Annotated in this window: 17 protein-coding genes and 1 pseudogene; 10 read left to right on the top strand and 8 right to left on the bottom strand. The window is 61.5% G+C overall.

The features are described 5' to 3' along the window. The first annotated feature begins 1 nt into the window (after position 1). From Q0072_RS07740 to Q0072_RS07730, 3 genes are all read left to right on the top strand, one after another. Complete coding sequence (locus Q0072_RS07740) at positions 2–1,471, top strand: leucyl aminopeptidase (protein WP_298328059.1); 1,470 nt, start codon at positions 2–4, stop codon at positions 1,469–1,471. Positions 1,472–1,585: 114 nt separating this feature from the next. Then, entirely contained in the window at positions 1,586–2,035 is a 450-nt protein-coding gene (locus Q0072_RS07735; protein WP_298328056.1) for a DNA polymerase III subunit chi, read from the top strand. Beyond that, positions 2,032–2,367 (top strand): proteinase inhibitor i78, encoded by a 336-nt coding sequence (locus tag Q0072_RS07730; RefSeq protein ID WP_298328054.1) that lies wholly within the window; start codon positions 2,032–2,034, stop codon positions 2,365–2,367. The genes Q0072_RS07735 and Q0072_RS07730 overlap by 4 nt, the downstream gene beginning before the upstream one ends. A gap of 248 nt (positions 2,368–2,615) precedes the next feature. Here the strand turns inward: Q0072_RS07730 and Q0072_RS07725 are convergent, their stop codons facing one another. Continuing rightward, positions 2,616–4,517 (bottom strand): ABC-F family ATP-binding cassette domain-containing protein, encoded by a 1,902-nt coding sequence (locus Q0072_RS07725; RefSeq protein ID WP_298328051.1) that lies wholly within the window; start codon positions 4,515–4,517, stop codon positions 2,616–2,618. Between the two features lie 96 nt (positions 4,518–4,613). Here Q0072_RS07725 and ndk point away from each other — a divergent pair, with 96 nt between their 5' ends. Continuing rightward, on the top strand, positions 4,614–5,030 hold the full coding sequence (gene ndk, locus Q0072_RS07720; RefSeq protein WP_013480483.1) for a nucleoside-diphosphate kinase: 417 nt from the start codon (positions 4,614–4,616) through the stop codon (positions 5,028–5,030). A 222-nt stretch (positions 5,031–5,252) separates the two neighbouring features. Here the strand turns inward: ndk and rnd are convergent, their stop codons facing one another. After that, complete coding sequence (gene rnd, locus Q0072_RS07715) at positions 5,253–6,401, bottom strand: ribonuclease D (RefSeq protein WP_298328048.1); 1,149 nt, start codon at positions 6,399–6,401, stop codon at positions 5,253–5,255. A gap of 225 nt (positions 6,402–6,626) precedes the next feature. On the opposite strand from rnd, the gene purM reads away from it, so the two are divergent. From purM to Q0072_RS07700, 3 genes are all read left to right on the top strand, one after another. Further along, positions 6,627–7,655 (top strand): phosphoribosylformylglycinamidine cyclo-ligase, encoded by a 1,029-nt coding sequence (gene purM / locus Q0072_RS07710; RefSeq protein WP_013480481.1) that lies wholly within the window; start codon positions 6,627–6,629, stop codon positions 7,653–7,655. Between the two features lie 191 nt (positions 7,656–7,846). Then, positions 7,847–8,428: a phosphoribosylglycinamide formyltransferase gene (gene purN / locus Q0072_RS07705; RefSeq protein WP_298328044.1), complete on the top strand. Its 582-nt coding sequence runs from the start codon at positions 7,847–7,849 to the stop codon at positions 8,426–8,428. Positions 8,429–8,514: 86 nt separating this feature from the next. Next, complete coding sequence (locus Q0072_RS07700; protein WP_298328041.1) at positions 8,515–10,590, top strand: S46 family peptidase; 2,076 nt, start codon at positions 8,515–8,517, stop codon at positions 10,588–10,590. Positions 10,591–10,822: 232 nt separating this feature from the next. On the opposite strand, the gene Q0072_RS07695 is transcribed toward Q0072_RS07700, so the two are convergent. The 4 genes from Q0072_RS07695 to Q0072_RS07680 are packed head-to-tail and all read right to left on the bottom strand — an operon-like array spanning position 10,823 to position 15,560. Then, positions 10,823–11,116 (bottom strand): hypothetical protein, encoded by a 294-nt coding sequence (locus Q0072_RS07695; protein WP_298328038.1) that lies wholly within the window; start codon positions 11,114–11,116, stop codon positions 10,823–10,825. 5 nt (positions 11,117–11,121) lie between these two features. Then, the gene (locus Q0072_RS07690) at positions 11,122–12,648 is read right to left on the bottom strand and encodes a Ppx/GppA family phosphatase (protein ID WP_298328035.1); all 1,527 of its coding nucleotides are present in this window, start codon (positions 12,646–12,648) and stop codon (positions 11,122–11,124) included. Then, complete coding sequence (locus tag Q0072_RS07685; RefSeq protein ID WP_298328032.1) at positions 12,629–14,857, bottom strand: RNA degradosome polyphosphate kinase; 2,229 nt, start codon at positions 14,855–14,857, stop codon at positions 12,629–12,631. The genes Q0072_RS07690 and Q0072_RS07685 overlap by 20 nt, the downstream gene beginning before the upstream one ends. 37 nt (positions 14,858–14,894) lie before the next feature. Further along, positions 14,895–15,560, bottom strand: a complete 666-nt coding sequence (locus tag Q0072_RS07680; RefSeq protein ID WP_298328029.1) for a DnaA/Hda family protein — start codon at positions 15,558–15,560, stop codon at positions 14,895–14,897. Positions 15,561–15,845: 285 nt separating this feature from the next. On the opposite strand from Q0072_RS07680, the gene Q0072_RS07675 reads away from it, so the two are divergent. Then, positions 15,846–16,277, top strand: a complete 432-nt coding sequence (locus Q0072_RS07675; RefSeq protein WP_298328027.1) for a hypothetical protein — start codon at positions 15,846–15,848, stop codon at positions 16,275–16,277. Between the two features lie 327 nt (positions 16,278–16,604). Continuing rightward, positions 16,605–18,386 carry an aspartate--tRNA ligase gene (gene aspS / locus Q0072_RS07670; RefSeq protein WP_298328024.1) on the top strand — a complete coding sequence of 594 codons (1,782 nt, stop codon included), beginning with the start codon at positions 16,605–16,607 and terminating at the stop codon, positions 18,384–18,386. A gap of 129 nt (positions 18,387–18,515) precedes the next feature. Here the strand turns inward: aspS and Q0072_RS07665 are convergent, their stop codons facing one another. Continuing rightward, positions 18,516–19,001 carry a pentapeptide repeat-containing protein gene (locus Q0072_RS07665; RefSeq protein WP_290796831.1) on the bottom strand — a complete coding sequence of 162 codons (486 nt, stop codon included), beginning with the start codon at positions 18,999–19,001 and terminating at the stop codon, positions 18,516–18,518. A 310-nt stretch (positions 19,002–19,311) separates the two neighbouring features. Between Q0072_RS07665 and Q0072_RS07660 the strand changes: the two genes are divergently transcribed. Continuing rightward, complete coding sequence (locus Q0072_RS07660) at positions 19,312–20,367, top strand: aspartate-semialdehyde dehydrogenase (RefSeq protein WP_298328012.1); 1,056 nt, start codon at positions 19,312–19,314, stop codon at positions 20,365–20,367. 149 nt (positions 20,368–20,516) lie between these two features. Here the strand turns inward: Q0072_RS07660 and Q0072_RS07655 are convergent. Next, positions 20,517–21,147: pseudogene (locus tag Q0072_RS07655) on the bottom strand (hypothetical protein); the annotation flags it as partial.

Genomic DNA, 21,147 nt, shown 5'->3' with positions numbered 1-21,147 from the left:
CATGCAGATCGAACTGTCCGCCATCCTTCCCGCCGATAACGCCCTGGCCGTTGTGGTCGGCGAGGGCCTGACCCTCAGCACCGCTGCGCAGGCGCTGGAGACCGCCACGGGCGGCTACTTCACCGGGGCGCTGAAAAAAGCGGGTTTTACCGGCGCTAAGGGCAAGGTGCAGACGGTATCGGCCACGCCGGATCAGTCCTACACGGCTCTGGTGGCGCTGGGGGCCGGACCTCTGGGCGACCTGAAAGGCCAGACGCTCGAATCGGTGGCAGGCAGCCTGTGGCATGGCCTGAAAGCGTCGGGCCTGACCTCGGTGGCGCTCGACCTGTCGGGCTTTGCGGCGCAAGAGGTGGCGACGGTGCGTTTTGCCCTGACGCTCGCCGCCTATCGCTTCGACAAGTATTTCGGTCAGGCCAAGCTGGACAAGCTTCCGGCGCTGAAGACGATCACGCTGGTGACGGCGGATGTGGCCGCTGCCGAAGCGGCCTATCAACCGTTGAAGGCGGTCGCTGAGGGCATCATTCTGGCGCGCAATCTGGTGTCGGAGCCGCCGAACGTCCTCTATCCCGAATCCTACGCCGAAATCATCAAGGGCTATGAGACGCTCGGCCTTAAGGTCGAGGTGCTGGGCGAAGCCGAGATGAAGGCGCTGGGTATGAACGCGCTTCTGGGCGTGGGGCAGGGCTCGCGCAAGGAATCGAAGCTGGTCGTCATGCAATGGAACGGTGCGGGCGACGCGCAGCCAGTGGCCTTTGTGGGTAAGGGCGTGACCTTCGACACCGGCGGTATCTCCATCAAGCCCGCCGAGGGCATGGAAGATATGAAGTGGGATATGGGCGGTTCGGCGGCCGTGGTCGGGGCCATGGTGGCGCTGGCCGGGCGCAAGGCGAAGGTCAATGCCGTCGGTATTGTCGGCCTGGTCGAGAATATGCCGGACGGCAATGCCCAGCGTCCGGGCGATGTGGTCAAGGCCATGTCGGGCACCACGATCGAAGTCATCAATACGGACGCCGAAGGCCGCCTCGTTCTGGCCGACGCCCTGTGGTATTGTCAGGACCGCTTCAAGCCGCAGTTCATGATTGATCTGGCCACCCTGACCGGGGCCATGATCATCTCGCTGGGCATGGATTATGCGGGCGTCTTCTCCAACAATGACGATCTGGCCGACAGGCTGGCCGATGCGTCCAAGTCGGTGTCGGAAAACACCTGGCGGATGCCGCTGCCTGCGCAGTACGAAAAGCAGATTGATTCCAAGATCGCCGACATCCGCAATATCGGCGGCCGTCCGGCGGGTTCGATCACGGCGGGCTTGTTCCTCCAGCGCTTTGTTAATGAGGTGCCTTGGGCGCATATCGACATCGCTCCGACGGCCTGGACCAATGAGCAGCGGCTGACCACCGTGCCCGAAGGCGGCACCGGGTTTGGCGTGCGCACGCTCAATGCGCTGGTTGAGGCCTATTACGAGGCGTGATTCATACGCCCCCGGCGTGCCGGGGGAGGTGGATTTTGACGCGAAGCGACAAAAGACGGAGGGGGGCACATGCCGAGGCAGGGGCCCCAGCACGTTGGCGAGGTATAGAATGCCATGACCCAGATTTGGTTCTATCATCTCGAACGCACGCCGCTGAGAGCCGCCCTGCCGGACCTGCTGGAGAAAACCCTGCAAAAGGGCTGGAAGGCCTATGTGCTGGGTGAGGCGGGCGATACGCTGGAGGGGCTGGATCAGCACCTGTGGGCGTATCGTGATGAGGCCTTGCTGCCGCATGGGCTGGAGAGCGAGCCTCAGGCGGCGCGCCAGCCGGTGCTGCTGGGCGACAGCGGCGGCAATGCCAACGGGGCCGAGGTGCTGTTCTCGGTGTCGGCCATGAATTTGCCCGAACTGTCGCCGTATCAGAGGTGTCTGATCCTGTTCGAGGGGCACGACGAGACGCATCTGAACTGGGCGCGCGCCCAATGGAAGACGCTGAAGGCCCAAAATCTTGATCTGGCCTACTGGAAACAAAACGACGCCGGTCGTTGGGAGAAGGTGCAATGATGAAAAAGATCGCGGCCGGTTCGGCCCTGTGGCTGCTGGCCGCCTGTTCGACGCCGGCCCCGCCGCCTGTTGCGCCACCGCCGCCCGCCGTCTCGCGCCCGGCGCCGCAAAAGCCGCCGGAATTTAAACCGGTCGATACCGATAAGTGTGAGGCCAAGGGCTTGCAATATCTGGTGGGCAAGCCGCGCACCCAGATCCCGGTGCCGCTGGAGCCCTCAAAGCGCCGCGTCCTGTGCTCGACCTGCGCAGCGACCATGGATTACCGCGCCGACCGTCAGACGATCATCTTCGATACGGATACGGGGATCATAAAGTCGGTCACCTGCGGTTAGGCAAATCGCGGTCTTTGGGCGCCTAGAGCCTCATGCCGAAAAGTGGACACCACTTTTCGGAAAAACATGAGGCGTTAGAAATAATTAGAGCCATTCGGCGGCTCAACTTAGCCGACGAATGCTCTGGTTCGTCGCCGTCGCTTGCAGGTACAAGCGTACCTGCGGCGCTAGGCTCCTGCTATTCGCCGCAAATCTCGCAATTTGCAGACCTCTCTCCTCCCTGCGCGAAGCGTGGGGAGGAGGGAAGTCTATAGCCCCGCCTCGGTTTTGGCCGTCTCATAGACTTCGGCGGCCTCCATCCAGTCGCCTTCCAGCTTCACCAGATCGTCTTCGAGCTTCGCCTTTTCCTTGCCGAGTTTGACGGCCTCAGTGGGCGCTTTCACATAGATGTCCGGGTCCGAAAGTTTCAGGTCGATCATCTTGATCTTGTTGCCCAAAGTCTCAATCTGACGCTCCAGATCATCGGCCTTTTTCTTTAAAGGCGCGATGGCGTTTCGGGCGGCGGCAGCGGCCTTGCGCGCCTCCTTGGTATTGACGCTGGCCGGCTTGTCCTTGGCGGCCGCTTGCGCCTCTTCGCGGGTGGCCGTCTTGGCGCGTTCGACCACCAGCTTGGCATAGTCGTCCATCGTGCCGGTATAGGTCTTCACCGTCCCGTCATTGACCAGCCACAGCTTGTCCGCCACCAGCTCGACCAGAGAGCGGTCGTGCGTGATGATCAGCACGGCGCCTTCATAATCGTTCAGCGCATCGAGCAGGGCGCGGCGCGAGTCGATATCAAGGTGGTTGGTCGGCTCATCGAGGATCAGCAGGTGCGGGCCGTCCATCGCCACCATGTTGAGCAGCAGGCGCGCGCGCTCACCGCCCGACAGGTCCTTCACCTTGGTCTCGACCTTTTCAACCGTCATGCCAAAGCTGCCCAGACGCCCGCGGCGTTTCGACTCCGTCTCATCCGGACGGGCGCGGCGCATCATCTCCAGCGGCGTGTCCTCCGGGTCCATGGCCTCGATCTGATGCTGATGGAACCAGGCGACGGTCATGCGGCGGTCGCGCCACTGCGTGCCGTGCATCTCGGTCAGTGCCCCGGCCAGCAGCTTGGCAAAGGTCGATTTACCGGCCCCGTTGACCCCCAAAACCCCAATCCGATCATCGGGATCGAGCCGGATGTTGATGTTCCGAAGAATGACCGTATCCCCATAGCCCACACTGGCATCGTCCAGACGCAGGATCGGCGGAGCCAGTTCCTTTTCGGGCGAGGGCAGGCGGAAGGGGGCCACGCGGTCCTGAATATTGGCGGCAATCGGCGGCAGCTTTTCCAGCTTCTTCATGCGCGACTGCGCCTGCGAGGCCTTGGACGCCTTGGCCCTGAACCGATCAACAAAGGCCTGAAGGTGGGCGCGTTCGGCCTCCTGCTTGGCGGCATTGGCGGCATTGAGGCGGGCCTTTTCGGCGCGCATCCGCTCGAAATTATCGTAATTGCCGCTGTAGTAGTCGAGCCTTTGCCCGACCACATGCACGATGGCATCGACCGACTCATTGAGCAGGTCGCGGTCGTGCGAGATCATCAGGGCGGCATTGGGATAGCGTTTCAGCTTGGCTTCCAGCCATAACGCCCCTTCGAGGTCGAGATAGTTGGTCGGCTCATCAAGCAGCAACAGGTCGGGTTCGGCCAGCAGCGCCCCGGCCAGAGCCGCGCGCATCCGCCAGCCGCCGGAAAAATCCGAGATGGGCCGCGTCAGGTCGGCATTGGAAAAGCCCAGACCACTGAGAATTTCCGCAGCACGTGACGGCGCACGATCCGCGCCAATGGCATAGAGGTCGTGGTGGATTTCCGCCTGCTGCATCGGATCGGCGGTTTCGAGCGCCTTCAAAAGATTGGCGCGGCGCGTGTCGATGGCCAGCACCGCGTCGATCAGGTGCTGAGGCGAGGCGGCGATTTCCTGATCGACGCTGGCCACGCGCCAGCCTTTGGGCGTGGTGATTTCGCCGCCGCCAGGCTGTGACTTGCCCAAAATCAGGCCGAACAGGGTCGATTTACCGACGCCATTCAGCCCCACCAGACCGGCCTTGGTTCCCGGCGTCAGGGTCAGGCTGGCGCCATCAAAGAAGCGACGACCATAGGCGTCGTAGGTCAGGTTGGTGATCTGAAGCATGAGACTGTAAAAAACGTCGTAAAAAAGCGGTTGGCGTAAGCCGTCGGCCTCGCTATAAGCCGCCCCAACCTAAACGCAAGACAAAACGGATTTCCCATGTCCCGCACCTTCTCCATCCTGAAGCCCGACGCCACCCGCCGCAACATCACCGGCGCCGTCAACGCCGTGATCGAGGCCGCCGGCCTGCGCATCGTCGCTCAGAAGCGCGTTCACTTCACCAAGGCTCAGGCCGAGCGTTTCTACGGCGTCCACAAGGAGCGCCCCTTCTTCGGTGAACTGGTTGAGCAAATGACCGCCGCGCCGGTCGTCGTTCAGGTTCTGGAAGGCGAAAATGCCGTCGCCAAGTACCGCGAAGTGCTGGGTGCCACCAACCCGGAACAGGCCGCCGAAGGCACCGTCCGCAAGCTGTTCGCCCTGTCGATCGGTGAAAACACCGCGCACGGTTCGGACTCGGACGAAAACGCCGCTATCGAAATCGCGCAGTTCTTCTCGGAAGCCGAAATCGTCGGCTAATCTGAGGCTTATTGCCGGAACTTAAAAACCCCGCCGGTGCGCCCGGCGGGGTTTTTTATTGGCCACGAAAAACACGAAAGGCACAAAAAGGCTGCCCCCCTTTTTGCCCGAAGGGCCTGCTGTCATTGTGGCAGGACTTCATGTACAGCGCGGCGCGCCAAATGTTGACCGCGTTGTTCGTGATTTTCGTGTTTTTCGTGGCTAAATTCTTCGGCCGCGAATCTAATCCAGCTCGACCACTTCGACGCGGGTGCCGTTGAGCACCAGAGCCAGCTCGCCTTTTTTCAGCTTGATGGCGTCGTCGCCGAACACCTTACGTCGCCAGCCTTCGAGCGCCGGGACATTGGCCTTGTCATCCAGCGCGATCTTTTCCAGATCGGCCACAGACGCGATCAGCTTCGGGGCCACGCCTTCGTCTTCGCAGCGCACGCGCAGCAGCACCTTCAGCAGTTCCACCACGCTGGCCGGGACCTGCACCGGGGGCGGGGCCTTATCGACCTTGGGGGCGTATTTTTCCGGCTCGGCCAGAGCCGTCTGGATCACGTCGCACAGTTCGATGCCGAATTTGGACGCCCCGAAGCCCTTGGGCGTCGAGCGCAGCCGATCAAAAGCCGCCGCATCGGTGGGCAGTTGCGTGGCGATTTCGTCCACGCCCTCGTCCTTGAGGATACGGCCGCGCGGCTGATCGCGCTCCTGCGCCACGCGCTCGCGCCACGCGGCGACCTCTTTGAACACCGCCATATATTTCAGCGAGGGCTTGCGCGGACGCAGCCGCCGCCAGGCGTCGTCGGGCGAAGTGTTGTAGAGCTTCGGATCGGTCAGGTCTGCCATTTCGGCGGCGACCCATTCGTAGCGGTTCTGCGCTTTGAGCTTTTCGACCAGCTTCGGATAGAGTTTGGCCAGATGCGTCACGTCACCCAGCGCGTATTGCAACTGCTGCTCGGACAGGGGCCGGCGCGACCAGTCGGTGAAGCGCGAGCCCTTGTCGATATCGACCTTGATCACCTGACGGACCAGCGAATCATAGGCCACCTGATCGCCAAAGCCCGCCGCCATCGCCGCAACCTGCGTATCGAAGACCGGGGCGGGCATGGCCCCCAGATTGTTGAAGATTTCCACGTCCTGACGACAGGCGTGGAACACCTTGAGGATGGCCGGATCGGTCAGCAGGTCCAGAAACGGTTTCAGATCAAGGTCAGGAGACAGGGGGTCGATAATGCCCGCGTGGTCCTCAGACGCCGCCTGTATCAGGCACAGCTTGGGCCAGTAGGTGGTTTCGCGCATGAACTCCGTATCGACGGTGATGAACGGGGCGCTGGCGATTTTGGCGCAGAAGTCGGTGAGGGCGGCGGTCGTGGTGATAGTGGGCATAAATACGACTTTGTGCGTGAAGCGCGACGGGGATGCCCGTCTTTTTCCACGGCGATGAAAAGAGAGGACCGCACGGCGGCTGCCCGGCGCACGATTTGACGATTTTGCGAATAGCTATAGCAAGTTTTTGCGGGACGAAAAGCGTCAAGCCCGCTATAGAGCGCCCAAATCATCCTCAAATCACCCTCAAATCGCTTTCCGGCGCGTATACTTAAGGTTAGTTTTATGACCGAGCCCCAATCCAACGGCCTTACCTATGCCCAGTCCGGCGTCGATATCGACGCGGGCGAAGCGCTTGTGGACGCCATCAAACCGCTGGCCAAGGCCACGCGCCGCCCCGGTGCCGAAGCCAGTCTGGGCGGGTTTGGTGCCCTGTTTGACCTCAAGGCGGCGGGCTATGACGACCCGCTGATCGTCACCACGACGGACGGTGTGGGCACCAAGCTGCGCATCGCCATCGACACCAACCGCCACGACACGGTGGGCATCGATCTGGTGGCCATGTGCGTCAACGACCTGCTGGCGCAAGGCGCTGAGCCCCTGATGTTCCTCGACTACTACGCGACGTCAAAGCTCGACGTCGATACGGCGCGCCGCGTGGTGGCCGGGATTGCCGAAGGCTGCAAGCGCGCGGGCTGCGCGCTGGTCGGCGGGGAAACCGCCGAAATGCCCGGTATGTACGAGGGCGAAGACTATGATCTGGCCGGGTTCAGCGTCGGCGCGGTCAACCGCGACAAGGTGCTGCCGAAGCTAGAGGCACAGGCGGCAGGCGATCTGATCATCGCTCTGGGGTCGTCGGGTCCTCACTCCAACGGCTATTCGCTGATCCGCAAGGTGGTCGAGCGGTCGGGCCTGAACTGGGCCGACGACGCGCCGTTTGCCACCGAAAAGTCGCTGGCGCAGGCGTTGCTGGAGCCGACGCGCATCTATATTTCGTCGGTCCTGCCGCTGATGAAGGCGGGTCTGGTCACCGGCGGCGCGCATATCACGGGCGGCGGCCTGATCGAAAACCCCGGCCGCGCCATTGCTGAGGGGCTTAAGGCCGAGTTCGATTTCGACGGCTGGACCTTCCCGCCGGTCTTCCAGTGGCTGATGCAGACGGGCAATATCGACAAACACGAAATGCTGCGCACCTTTAACTGTGGTGTCGGGTTTGTGCTCTATGTGAAGCCGCACAATGCCGACGCCGTGCTGGCGGCGCTGCTCAATGCGGGCGAAGACGCCTTTATCTGCGGCCAACTGGTCGCGGGGTAAGAACATATACCTCCCCTGCGACAGCGGGGGAGGGGGACCGCACGATGCCGCATGTATGCGGCGAGATGCGGTGGTGGGGGGCAGCCCAAGCTGTGAAAGCGCTGCGTTGTGGTGCTTATCCGAGCCCCCCTCCGTCATCCGTTCCGCGGATGCCACCTCCCCCAAACAGGTTGGGGGAGTAGGAGGATTGCATGACACGCAAAACCAGAATCGCCATTTTTATTTCCGGCCGGGGGTCCAATATGATGGCCCTTGTCGAAGCCGCCAAAGCTCCGGACTTTCCGGCCGAATGCGTCGTGGTGGTCTCCAATGACCCTGCCGCCGCAGGGCTTGAGTGGGCGACGTCGCAGGGGATTGCGGCGCTGGCTGTCGATCACAAGCCCTTCGGCAAGGACCGCGAGGCGCACGAGCGCGCCATTGACGCTGAGTTGCGGGCGCGCGGCGTCGAATTCATCTGTCTGGCCGGCTATATGCGCATCCTGACGCCGTGGCTGGTGACGCAGTGGGAGGGGCGGATGATCAATATTCACCCGTCCTTGCTGCCGAAGTACAAGGGTCTGCACACCCACGAACGCGCGATTGACGCGGGCGATGCCGAGGCCGGGTGTAGCATCCACTGGGTGTCCGCCGGGGTGGACGAAGGGGCTTTGATCGCTCAGGCCCGCGTGCCGATCCTTGAAGGCGACACGCCCGATACGCTGGCGGCGCGCGTGCTGACAGAGGAACACCGGCTTTATCCCGCCGCGGTGCGCGATATTCTAACAAAAATGTAATCTGGCCGCCGTTAAGGTTTCTTGCGCAACAAAGGCGCTCATGTAAAGTCCGCAGCCTGTTATAAATTTACACAGGATGCGCTCGCATGTCGCTGAAATCCGTCCTCACCTATGGGGCCGCCTTTGCGCTGGCCGCCGTAATGGCTCCTGCCGCGCCGGGTACGGCGCTGGCCGACGAAGGCATGTGGACCTTCGACAACTTCCCTACGGCCAAGGTCAAGGAAACCTACGGCGTCACGCTCGACAAGGCGTGGATGGACAAGGTGCAGGCCGCGGCCGTGCGCCTGTCGGGCTGCTCGGCCTCGGTCGTGTCGCCGGACGGTCTGGTCCTGACCAATGCCCACTGCGTGATTGCCTGTGCGCAGGACCTGACCACGCCGCAGACCGATTACGTCAATGACGGCTTTCTGACCAAGGCGCGCACCGAGGAAAAGACCTGCCCCGGTCAGACGGCGGAAATCCTGCTGTCGATCACGGATGTGACCAAGGACATTAACGCCGCGACCAAGGGCCTCACCGGCGCTGATTTCGTCAAGGCGCAGAACGTCAAGTCGGCGGAACTGGAAAAAGCGGGTTGCGGCGACGATAAGACGATCCGCTGTCAGGTGATCAGCTTCTATCAGGGCGGTGAGTACAAGCTCTATAAATACCGCCGCTATACCGATGTGCGCCTGGTCTTTTATCCGGAATATAAGGCGGGCTTCTTCGGCGGCGACCCCGACAATTTCAACTTCCCGCGCTATAATCTCGATTCCGGCTTCCTGCGCCTGTACGAAAACGGTCAGCCGGTGAAGACGCCGCAGCACCTGACATTCGCCACCACCGCGCCGAAGGAGAACGAACTGGTGCTGGTGGCCGGCAACCCCGGCTCGACCAGCCGTCTGTTGACGGTCTCTCAGCTTGAGACCCTGCGCGATGTGACCATTCCGACGCAGCAACTGATGCGCTCGGAGCTGCGCGGTCGCCTGATCCAGTTCGGCGCCGAATCGGAAGCCAACAAGAAGATCACGGTCGATACCCTGACCAGCCTCGAAAACGGCTTCAAAGTCTTCTACGGTCAGCAACTGGCGCTTCAGGACCCTAAGGTCATGGAGGCCAAGCGCGCCGAAGAAGCCGCGTTAAAGGCCGGTATGAGCGCTGAAGACAAGGCGCTCTATGGCGATCCATGGGCCGATCTGGCGGCGGTTCAGGTGACGGCCAAGGACCTCTATCTGCCCTACTATTTCCTCGACTCGTCGCTCAATTCGTCGAGCCTGTTCTCCTATGCCCGCACCCTGGTGCGTGCCGCCAAGGAGCGCGCCAAGCCATCGGCCGAGCGTCTGCCGGAATTTGCCGATACGCGCCTGCCGCTGGTCGAAAAGCGCCTGCTGGACAAGGCGAACATCATCCCGGCGCATGAGCGCATCTTCCTCGAATTCCGCCTGCTTAAGGCCCGCGAATACCTGACGACGGACAACGCCATCACCAAGCTGATGCTGGGTAAGGAATCGCCCGAAGGCCTGTCGAAACGTCTGATCGAAGGCACCAAGCTGGGTGATCCGGCGGTGCGCAAGGCCCTGTGGGACGGCGGTCTGGCGGCCATTCAGGCCTCAGACGACACGATGATCCAGTATGCCCTTCGTATCGACGATCAGGCGCTGGCCCTGCGCAAGGCATATGAGGCAAAGGTTTCCGGCCCGACGCGTATCGCTGCCGAAAAGGTCGCCAAGATCCGCTTTAAGGCCTATGGCAACTCGACCTATCCGGACGCGACCTTCTCGCTTCGCCTGTCCTACGGCAAGGTGACGGGCTGGACCTATCGCGGTCAGACCGTGCCGGCCTTTACGCAGTTTGCGGGTCTCTATGATCGTGCGACTGGCAATGACCCCTATGAGCTGTCGCCGAAGTTCGCTGCCGCCAAGGGCAAGATCGACCCGAAGATCGTCTATAACTTCTCCTCGACCAACGACATCATCGGTGGGAATTCCGGCTCACCGGTGATCAATGCCAGGGCGGAAGTCGTGGGCGCGGCCTTCGACGGCAATATCCACTCACTGGGTGGGGCCTATTATTACGATGGCACGATCAACCGCACCGTCACCGTGGCCTCGACCGCTATCCTTGAGGCGCTGGACAAGGTCTATGACCAAAAGGCGCTGGTGAAGGAGCTGACCGGTAAGTAAGTCTCAACCCTCCTCCCTGTCGCGTAGCGATGGGGAGGTGCCGAGCTTGCGAGGCGGAGGGGGGATGACTCTTCCGTTATTCCGTGTACTGAATATAGAGCTTGCAAAAGGTCAGGGGCTTGCGCCTCTGGCCTTTTTCTGTGTCATCCCCCTCCGGCTTTTGTCGCTTCGCGCCAAAATCCACCCGCACCGGCGGCCCGGTCCCCATGCCTTCGGCACAGGGAGGAGAAGGTTAGCTGTATTTTCCGCTTAGAAATCCTACAATCAAGGCTAAGGACAGCAAGCCAATCACACCAGCCGCAGTCTTCAGTCCATCCTTGATTCCCCCGGTCATGGCTCCGGCACCGAAAGCCACAACGGATAACCAGCCAAACCAACCGAGCGATGCCCAGCGAAATTGAAGTCTCTGGCCCCACAAATCGAACAGATACCCATGCGAGAAAAAGGCAGCTATGCCGACAACCACTACTATCAGGCCTGCCCATGTTTTCAGTTTCGCATCTGGCCTTTCAGACTCTGGTGGCATGAGCCTCAATAACTTCCCATTTTCAGATTGAGTTTCAGCGCATTGGCCATTGCCTTGACCCGCTTGCGGGTCTGTTCGCCCAAAAGCAGGTCTTCCCAGCCGCTCTTGGCCTCCAGCACCAGATCACGGCCCTGTTGCGTCAGGTGGGCGTGGCTGAGCAGAGCACCCGACTTGGCCGACAGGTCGCAGCCCAGCCGCAGGGCCAGACCCAATCGCGTGGCGCGTTCAAGCCCCTCATCGCCCAGAATACGACTGATCAGCACCGGCTCCTTGGTGTAGGCGTCTCCCGAATAACGGGTGAAGAGGGTGCAGGCCAGAAAGACACGCTCGGCGTGGTTCTGCCCCGGAATGGGCGCGCGCAGCACCTGATCGCAGACGAGGTCGGCGCGGTGGTCGGGGTGCAGCAGCGCGCCCATGTCCGACAGCTTGGCCGCCGCGCGGATCAGGCGCACATCGGGTATGTCGATGCCGGAGGTGGTATCATAGAAATCGCACACCCACTGGGCCAGAGCCGGCCCCATATCGTTGCTGATGCCCTGACGCGCGCCCAGAGCGGCGCAGCCTTCGATCAGCGGATCACGCTTTTGCACGTCCTTGGGCAGTTGCTCAAACAGCACGCCTTCGCGCAGGCCGTTGGCCGAGAAGTTGATGGTGTCGAAGCCGAAGGTTTCGATCAGGGCCTGAAGCACCAGAGCCGCATAGGCCAGATGCTCCATGCGTCGCTTGGTGACGCCCCGGATGCGCTCCAGCGAGGCGGGCGACTGGGTGGCAATCAGGCGGCAGATATTGAGGGCTTCCCGCGCGGGCAGCTCGAATTGCTGAACGATCTGAAGCGGATAGTTGGCCTTCTGCATCCAGATGATGGCGAGGTTGCGCCAAGCGCCACCGACCGCATGAAAAGTTGCAAACTGAAAGCGATCCTTGTGGGGCGTCAGAACCTCACGAATGTGCGTCAGGGTCTTGTCGATATCGACCGCTGCCGGAGCCCCCAGCGCGAATGGCCCCAGAGGCAGGGTTATGCCTTTGAAGGCGTTTTCACCTTGCAGATCAATCAGTTCAAGGCTCGAACCGCCGAGGTCTCCGACCACGCCGACTGCATCGTCATGGCCGCACAGCACGCCCAGCGCCGAATAATAGGCTTCTTCGGCCCCGCTGAGGACGCGGACCTTGAAGCCGGTTTCGGCCTCGATACTGTGCACCAAGTCCGGGCCGTCCACGGCCTCGCGGATGGCGGCGGTGGCCACGGCGTGCACCTGCGACAGGGGGTAGGAATCGACGATAAAGCGAAAGCGTTTCAGCGCGATCAGCGTGTCGCGGCAGCCCGACGGGCTTAAGCGACCGCTGCGCATCAGTTCACGCCCCAGCCCGGCCAGCACCTTTTCGTTATGCACCGGCCAGATCGAGCGCCCCTCAATGCGATAGATGACCAGACGCACCGAGTTGGACCCGATGTCGATAACGGCCGTGTAGTAGGCGGCGGGCAGGGCCGTCGCGACGGGAAGGGGGGCAAAGCTACTTTCGGGCACCGACATGATCAAACGCTTGGGGGAGATCCTTGACGCCGCGACCTCTACCGGACAGCGACGGGTTTGTCATGAAGTATTCGTGGGCCGAGAAGGGCGCATCAAGGCCGGTCGTATCAAAGCGCGTATAGGTGCCGTCCGACGACAGGTTCCACGATTGCGCCTCGTCATTCAGGTTGGCGACCATGATCTGATCCAGCACCTGACGGTGCACGGTGGGATTATCGACGGGGATCAGGGTTTCGACGCGACGGTCCAGATTGCGGCTCATCCAGTCGGCGGATGAGATGAAGACGCGGGCCTGATCCGACGGCAGGGCATGGCCATTGGCGAAGCAGACGATGCGCGTGTGCTCCAAGAAGCGTCCGACGATCGACTTGACGCGGATATTGTCCGAATAGCCCGCCACGCCGGGACGCAGGCAGCAGATGCCACGGATAACAAGGTCGATCTGCACCCCGGCCTGCGAGGCCTGATAGAGCTTGCGGATGATCACCGGATCGACCAGCGAATTCATCTTGGCCCAGATTTGCGCGGGCTTGCCGGCGCGGGCATTGGCGATTTCCTGCTCGATCAGATAGATCAGCCCCTGCTTCAGCGTCACGGGCGAGAAGTAGAGCTTTTCCATCACGTCCGGGCGGGCATAGCCGGTGATGAAGTTGAAGACACGCATAGCATCGCGCCCCAGCGCCGGGTCGGCGGTGAACAGGCTCAGGTCCGTATAGACCTTGGCCGTCACCGGGTGATAATTGCCGGTGCCAAAGTGGCAATAGGTGCGCAAGGCCTCGCCTTCGCGGCGCGCCACGACGCTCAGCTTGGCGTGGGTCTTGTATTCCACAAAGCCATAGACGACGTGAACCCCGGCGCGTTCCATGGCGCGGGCCCAGCGCATATTGGCCTCTTCGTCAAAGCGCGCCTTGATTTCGACCAGCGCCGTGACGTTCTTGCCCTGCTCGGCGGCCTCAATGAGGGCGGCGACGATGGGCGAGTCTTTGGAGGTGCGATAAAGCGTCTGCTTGATGGCGATGACGTTCGGGTCGCGCGCCGCCTGACGCAGGAACTGCACCACGGCGTCGAAGCTCTCGAACGGGTGGTGGACCAGAATGTCCTTTTCGCGGATGGCCGAGAAGATGTCCCCGGCATTGTCGCGGATGCGTTCGGGGAAGCGCGGCGTATAGGGCTTGAATTTCAGGTCGTTGCGGTCGGGCGGGATAAGCTGCGACAGCTCGGACATCCCCAGAATGCCATCGACAATCGTCACATCCTGCGGCTGGGCGTGCAGTTGTTCGATGATGAATTCGCGCAGGTCTTCGGGCATGGAGGCGCCGAACTTGACGCGCACCACCGAACCGAGGCGGCGCTGCTTCAGCAGGGCCTCGAACTCACGCACAAGGTCTTCGGCCTCTTCCTCGATTTCGATGTCCGAGTCGCGGATGATGCGGAAGACGCCCTTGCCCAGAATGTCAAAGCCGGGGAAGATCTGCTGGGCGAACATGACCACCATGCCCTCCAGCGTGACGAATTTGCGCCGCGTGTTCTGACCGCGCGAATTGCCGCCGATCTCCCAGAAACGGCGCACCCCCGTGGGGATGGGCACAAGGGCATACAGCGTCTTGGCATCGGCGCGGCGTTGCAGCTTGAGCGCGATACAGAAGCCCAGATTGGGGATGAAGGGGAAGGGGTGCGCCGGGTCGATCGCCAGCGGCGTCAGCACGGGGAAAAGCTGCTCATGGAAGCGCTTTTCCAGCCACGCCGTGTCGGTCTTGGTGACTTCCTTGTGGTCCAGCAGGATCAGGCCATTGGCCGACAGTTCGGCCTTCAGTTTGGACCAGATGGTCTGCTGCTTGTTCATCAGGGCCTGAGCGACCTTGTTGACGGCCTCAAGCTGCTCGGCCGGGGTATGGCCGTCTTCGGACAGGATGCGCACGCCTTCGCGCACCTGACCCTGAAGCCCGGCGACGCGCACCATGTAGAATTCATCGAGATTGTTGGCTGAAATCGACAGGAAGCGCAGACGCTCCAGCAGCGGATGGCGGGGGTTTTCGGCTTCTTCGATCACCCGCTTGTTGAAGGCCAGCCACGACAGTTCGCGGTTGATATAGAGCGCATCGCCCAGCGCTTCGTCCGAGGTCAGATCAATTTGAGACTCTGGCTGAGGCTCAGCCGCCACCGACTCGGTCGTGCGGATAATGTCATTGACGGTTTCGGACGCAGGCATAGCGGTTCAGAATCCTTATTTTCTTATATGTTCCTGACTAAATCTCATCCCAATCATCGAACCAAGTCATATTTTCACTCGTCTCGATAAATTGACGCGCCAGCGACCGGGTAAAGGCGCGGCCGTTGGCATATGCCTCAAGACCTGTGACAATTTTTTGGGCGTGCGCCACGGAGCGCTCCATACGGCGGCTGAGATATTCCAGCACGTCGTCGGACGGCGTGATGACCCGCGCCTCAAACAGCTTTTTCAGCACGCTTTTGAGCAGGCTATCGTCCGGTTCCGGCATATCGACGACGCGCATGGCTTTCAGCCGCGACTCGAAATCGGGGACACGGATGGTCCATTGCGCCGGGTGCTGCCGCGACAGCAGCAGCAGGCGGCCATCCGACGCCGTGCGGTTATAGAGGTGGAACAGGACCTCCTGATCGAAGGCCTCGGCTTCATCGACCACGAACAGGGTGGCGTTGTCCGGCACGGGCGCGGCGGGGTTCAGCCAGTGCGCCCCGTGCGTTTCAGCAAAGACATGGCCGGCGTGGGTCTTGCCAGAGCCGGCCGGGCCGGTCAGTACCAGATGCGGGTTCAGCCAGTCCGCGGGCGTCATCAAAAGCGCAAACAACCCGCGATTGGCGTCGGAGACGACAAAGTTTGCCGCCGCATAGGGGGCGGGCAGGGACAGGTCGAGCGGGTACTGATGCGCCATGCGCTTAACTTAGGAAGATGGGGCGCAGAAGGCAATCGGCAGGCGCATTATGGCTTTGGGTCGTTCCGGGGACTAATCTGGGGAAAAGGTACCACGGATAGACACGGATGCCTGCCCGCTAAGCGGGCAGGTCCACGGATGGTCCGAGAAGGCTGAGGTGTGTGGGTCTGACTATCCGTGAGATCGCCGCAGGCGATCATCCGTGTGCATCCATGGTTAAAACCCAGATGGTTTACACAAAGGCCATCGCTTTTGTTTCCCGCTTTTAAAGGCTAGGGTTGTTCCATGGAATTTGAATATCTGCACATTACGCCCGCAAAAGCGCTGCCTGAGTTGGGTAACAAGCCTTTCCGGGCTGTTATCATTGCCGACATGACGGTTGACAAGGTGTGGCGGGAGAAGGTGGCTACATGGCTTGTGAGCAGCGGGTGTCTTTACGCGTTGGCATGGGGTGCCGCGTGTGAAGCATGGCACGATGCGGTCGATTGGGCCAATATCTCGGTATTCAGTATCGCCCCCATTCCGGATGATCACCATGTCTTGACCACGTGGCATCCTGATGAATCATTGTCAGAAGTCCTGTGGTTTGCTGGACATTGCGCCAGCCACCCGACCGTTGAATTGAAGGAAACCCGCCTGATACACGTCGCCGAGTCCGCCCAACGTTCGGAGGCACTGGAAGCGTATCGCCTAAGCCTAAGTGGAGCCGGGGGTTAATTGCGGTTCGCAATTTATCTTTGCGATGGATGGTGCCGACAAAAAGAATGAACCACGGATAGACACCGATGCCCGCCCGCTAAGCGGGCAGGCTCACGGATGGTCCGAGAAGGCTGAGGCGTGTGGGCCTGATTATCCGTGCGATCGCCGCAGGCGATCATCCGTGTGCATCCGTGGTTCAAACCTAAAAAAAGAATCTCACTTGCAAATAAAAACTAAATCCTAAGGCGGCTTTTTGCCGGGAGTCCGGACACAAGTCTTGACAATCAGCCCCTGTCATGTGCCCTAGCCCCCAACCGTTTTTTGAGCCGGATTCAGAGACTCACAATGCATAGTTACCGTACCCATACCTGCGGCGCGCTGCGCGCCACCGACGCCGGCGCCGAGGTGCGCGTGTCGGGCTGGATTCACCGCAAGCGCGACCATGGTGGCCTGTTGTTCATCGACCTGCGCGACCATTACGGCCTGACGCAACTGGTGTTCAATCCGGACAGCGCGGGCTTTGCCAAGGTCGAACGCTTGCGCGCTGAAAGCGTTATTCGCGTCGATGGCAAGGTGGTGGCGCGCGACGAAGCGACCGTCAATCCCAACCTGCCGACCGGGGCGATCGAAGTCGTGGTGTCGGATATCGAAGTGCTGTCCGAAGCCGCGGAACTGCCGCTGCCAGTGTTCGGTGAGCCGGAATATCCCGAAGAAATCCGCCTGAAGAACCGCTTCCTCGATCTGCGTCGCGAAACCCTGCACAAGAATATCGTGCTGCGTTCGCGCGTCATTCAGTCGATCCGTAATCGTATGGTCGCGCAGGGTTTTCTGGAGTACCAGACCCCCATCCTGACCGCCTCGTCGCCCGAAGGGGCGCGCGACTTCCTGGTGCCGTCGCGCCTGCATGCGGGCAAGTTCTACGCCCTTCCGCAAGCGCCGCAGCAGTTCAAGCAGTTGCTGATGGTGTCGGGTTTCGACCGTTATTTCCAGATCGCGCCGTGCTTCCGTGACGAAGACCTGCGCGCCGACCGTAGCTTGGAATTCTATCAGCTCGATATCGAGATGAGCTTTGTGACGCAGGAAGACGTATTCGCGGCCATCGAGCCGGTGATGCACGGCCTGTTTACCGAGTTCGGCGAAGGCAAGCGCGTTTCCAGCTATCCGTTCCAGCGCATCCCCTACAAAGAGTCCATTGCCAAGTACGGCTCGGACAAGCCGGACCTGCGCAACCCCATCGAGATGCAGGACGTGTCCGAGCATTTCCGCGGCGGCGGCTTTGGGCTGTTTGCGCGTATCCTCGAAAACAGCGCCAATGCCGTGTGGGCCGTTCCGGCCCCCAAGGGCGGCTCGCGCGCCTTCTGCGACCGCATGAATTCGTGGGCGCAGGGCGAAGGCCAGCCGGGCCTCGGCTACATCTTCTGGTCTGAGGATCAGGGCGCATGGGGCGGCCCCATCGCCAAGAACCTTGGCAACGAGGCCACAACGGCGCTGATGACGGCGCTGGGTCTGGGGCAGGGCGACGCGGCCTTCTTCGTGGCCGGCGACCCCAAGGTCTTCTATAAGTTTGCGGGTCTGGCGCGCACCAAGGTCGGCACGGATCTCAACCTGGTGGACGAGGATCAGTTCCGCTTCTGCTGGATCGTCGATTTCCCGATGTTCGAGTATAATGAGGACGAGAAGAAGGTCGATTTCTCGCACAACCCGTTCTCCATGCCGCAAGGCGAGATGGAGGCGCTCCTCACCAAGGACCCGCTCGACATTCTGGCCTATCAGTACGACATCGTCTGCAACGGCTATGAGCTGTGCTCCGGTGCGATCCGGAACCACAAGCAGGAGATCATGCTCAAGGCTTTTGAGATCGCGGGCTACGGCGCTGATGTGGTCGAAAGCCAGTTCGGCGGGATGCTCAACGCCTTCAAATACGGCGCGCCGCCGCACGGCGGTCTGGCCCCCGGTATCGACCGCATCGTGATGCTGCTGGCCGGGCAGACGGCGATCCGCGAAGTCATCGCCTTCCCGCTGAACCAACAGGGACAGGACGTGATGATGAGCGCGCCGTCGGAGGTGACGGAGAAGCAGTTGAAGGAACTGCATATCCGGACGCAACTGCCGATCAAGGTGAGCTAAAACGGATGGGGTGTGGGGCCTGCGGCCCCACAAACCTTTATATTCAAAGAAAAACCCCTTCGGTTTTGCCGAGGGGGTTTTTCTTTGAGGGTAGAAGACTTGGGGTCACGGACCCCACACCCCATAGGTTTAGCACACCGGAACGCGGATACCCTTCGGTGCCACCGTCGTCTTGTCGCCGCAGGCCTGATCCATCATGCGCTGGGTGATGCCGCGCGCCGACGCCATCTCGGCCCCGGAGAAGTTGACGCCGCTCAGATTGGCACCTGCAAAATTGGCCCCTTCGAGATAGGCCCCGACGAAATTGGCGTTGGTCAGATTGGTGCGCGCGAAATTGGCATGGCCGAACAGCGAGCCAAACCCGTTGAGGTCACGCAGGTCACCGCCCGCAAAGCTCGTGCCGTTGAAAACGCCGCTCGACAGGTCCGCCTGACGCAGGCGCGCCCCAGCGAAGTTCTTGCCTTTCAGCGTCTTACCGGAAAAATCGGCCTGAAACAGGTTGCAGCCGGGGCAGGACGCGCCCGAACCGGCGCGGCTGATCTGTACAGGGTTTTGCGCCGAAGCGGGAAGGGCAAACAGCGAAAGCGCGGCCACGGCCAGAGCGATGCGTTTCATGATGGGACACCTCATATGGTTTCGCTTTTCTTAAGCAAGATCGGGGCCTGCGCCCTCTCCCCATAAACCGGAGAGGTATAAGAGCGGTTTACAAAACCCGTCATTCCCGGTAAAGCCGCTTTCATGTTCCAGATGACGACCACCAAAGCCACTACCAAGCCGACCCGCTTCGCGGGGCCGGTCCGGTCGTGCTGACGGTGTAAGCCAAGGCATCTGGACGAAGCCCCGCGGAATGCGCGGGGCCGGTTTCACAGAAAACCCAAAACCTCGCGCCTCCCGCCAAACTTTTTTGACGCAGGAGACGTGACCTATGAACGATCAATCCCATTATACGCAGTTTCCCAATGTGGGGATAGTTGGCGCGACGGGCCTTGTCGGCGGCATGATGCTGTCCATACTGGCCGAACGCCGCTTCCCGCTGAACAAGCTGCGCCTGTTTGCTTCGGCGCGCTCGGCCGGCAGTCGCGTGCGCTTCGGGGAGCGTGAAATCGTGGTGGAGGACGCCTCCGCCGCCGACTATAGCGGCCTTGATATCGTCTTCTTCTCGGCGGGCGGTTCCACCTCCAAGGCGCTGGCCGAAAAGGTGGCGGCCGCCGGGGCCATCGTCATCGACAATTCGTCGGCCTGGCGCAGCGATCCGGACGTGCCGCTGGTGGTGGCGGAGGTCAATCCGCACGCGCTGAAGCACACGCCCAAGGGCATTGTGGCCAACCCCAACTGCACGACCATGGCGGCCATGCCGGTCTTGAAGCCGCTGCATGAGGCGGCGGGGCTGAAGCGCCTGATCGCCAGCACCTATCAGGCCGTGTCCGGTGGCGGTATGGAGGGGGTTGAAATCCTGCGCGATCAGATCGTGGCCGGGGCGGACGCCTGCGCCGCGCTGGCGCAGGACGGGGCGGCGGTCGATTTGGGACCGGTGCGCAAATGGGCCGTGCCGATCGCCTATAATGTCGTGCCGCTGAACTATGTGCTGGGCGAGGACGGCTATACGGAAGAGGAACTGAAGCTGCGCGACGAAAGCCGCAAAATCCTTGAAATTCCGAACCTGCTGGTAGCGGCGACCTGCGTGCGCGTGCCGGTCTTTACGGGCCATTCCCTGTCGATCAATGCTGAGTTTGAGCGCCCTATGACGCCTGAGGTGGCGCTGGCCCTGCTGGCCGAAGCCCCCGGCGTCGAAATCGCCGATGTCCCCAATCCGCTGGCTGTGTCCGGACGTGACCCGGTGCAGGTGGGCCGTATCCGCCGCGATCCGACCGTGGCGCACGGCCTGACCCTGTTCATCAGCGGCGACAATCTGCGCAAGGGGGCCGCGCTGAATGCGGTGCAGATTGCCGAGGAATGGCTGAAGCAAAAGGCGTGGGCCTGATCTCCTCCCCTGCAAAGCGGGGGAGGTGGATCGTCGCGTAAGCGACGAGACGGAGGGGGCGAAACCCGCCGAACGCCCCCTCCGTCTTGAGGCGCTTCGCTTGCTCGACACCTCTCCCGTTCGCGCCGCTCACAGGGGAGGAGGCTGGACTATTCCCCCTGCGCTTCGGGCGGCAGGGACGGATCGTCCGTTTTCGGGGCCTTGCGTCCAAAGGGCACGACGACCAGATTGTCCGGCTGTCCACGCATAAAACCCTTGGAAATCAGGTGAGAGGCGGCAATGCCTTCATTGCCGTCATCGACCAGCTTCGACAGGCCATGCCCCTGACCCAGACCGTCGGCGTTCAGCTCATCCGGATCGGCGTTCGACAGGTCTTCGCGGTTGAGATAGGAAATCGCCAGTTCCCGGAAGATATAGTCAAGGATCGAGGTCGCCGAGCGGATCGAATCATTGCCGCTGACCGGACCGGCCGGTTCAAAGCGCGTAAAGACGAAGGCATCGACAAATTCGTCCAGCGGCACGCCGTATTGCAGGCCGATCGACACGGCGATGGCAAAATTATTCATCAGTGAACGGAAGGCCGCGCCTTCCTTGTGCATGTCAATGAAGATTTCGCCGACCGAACCGTCTTCGTATTCGCCGGTGTGCAGATAGACCTTATGGCCACCGACGCTGGCCTTCTGGATGTAGCCCTTGCGGCGGTCGGGCAGTTTCTGGCGTTCGCGGTCGCGCTCGATGATCTTTTCGATGACCGTCTGCGCCAGGGCTTCGCGCACGGGT

It is taken from the genome of Asticcacaulis sp., from assembly GCF_027484505.1.
Taxonomy (GTDB): Bacteria; Pseudomonadota; Alphaproteobacteria; order Caulobacterales; family Caulobacteraceae; genus Asticcacaulis.
This window is presented reverse-complemented; position numbering and strand designations above follow the sequence as displayed.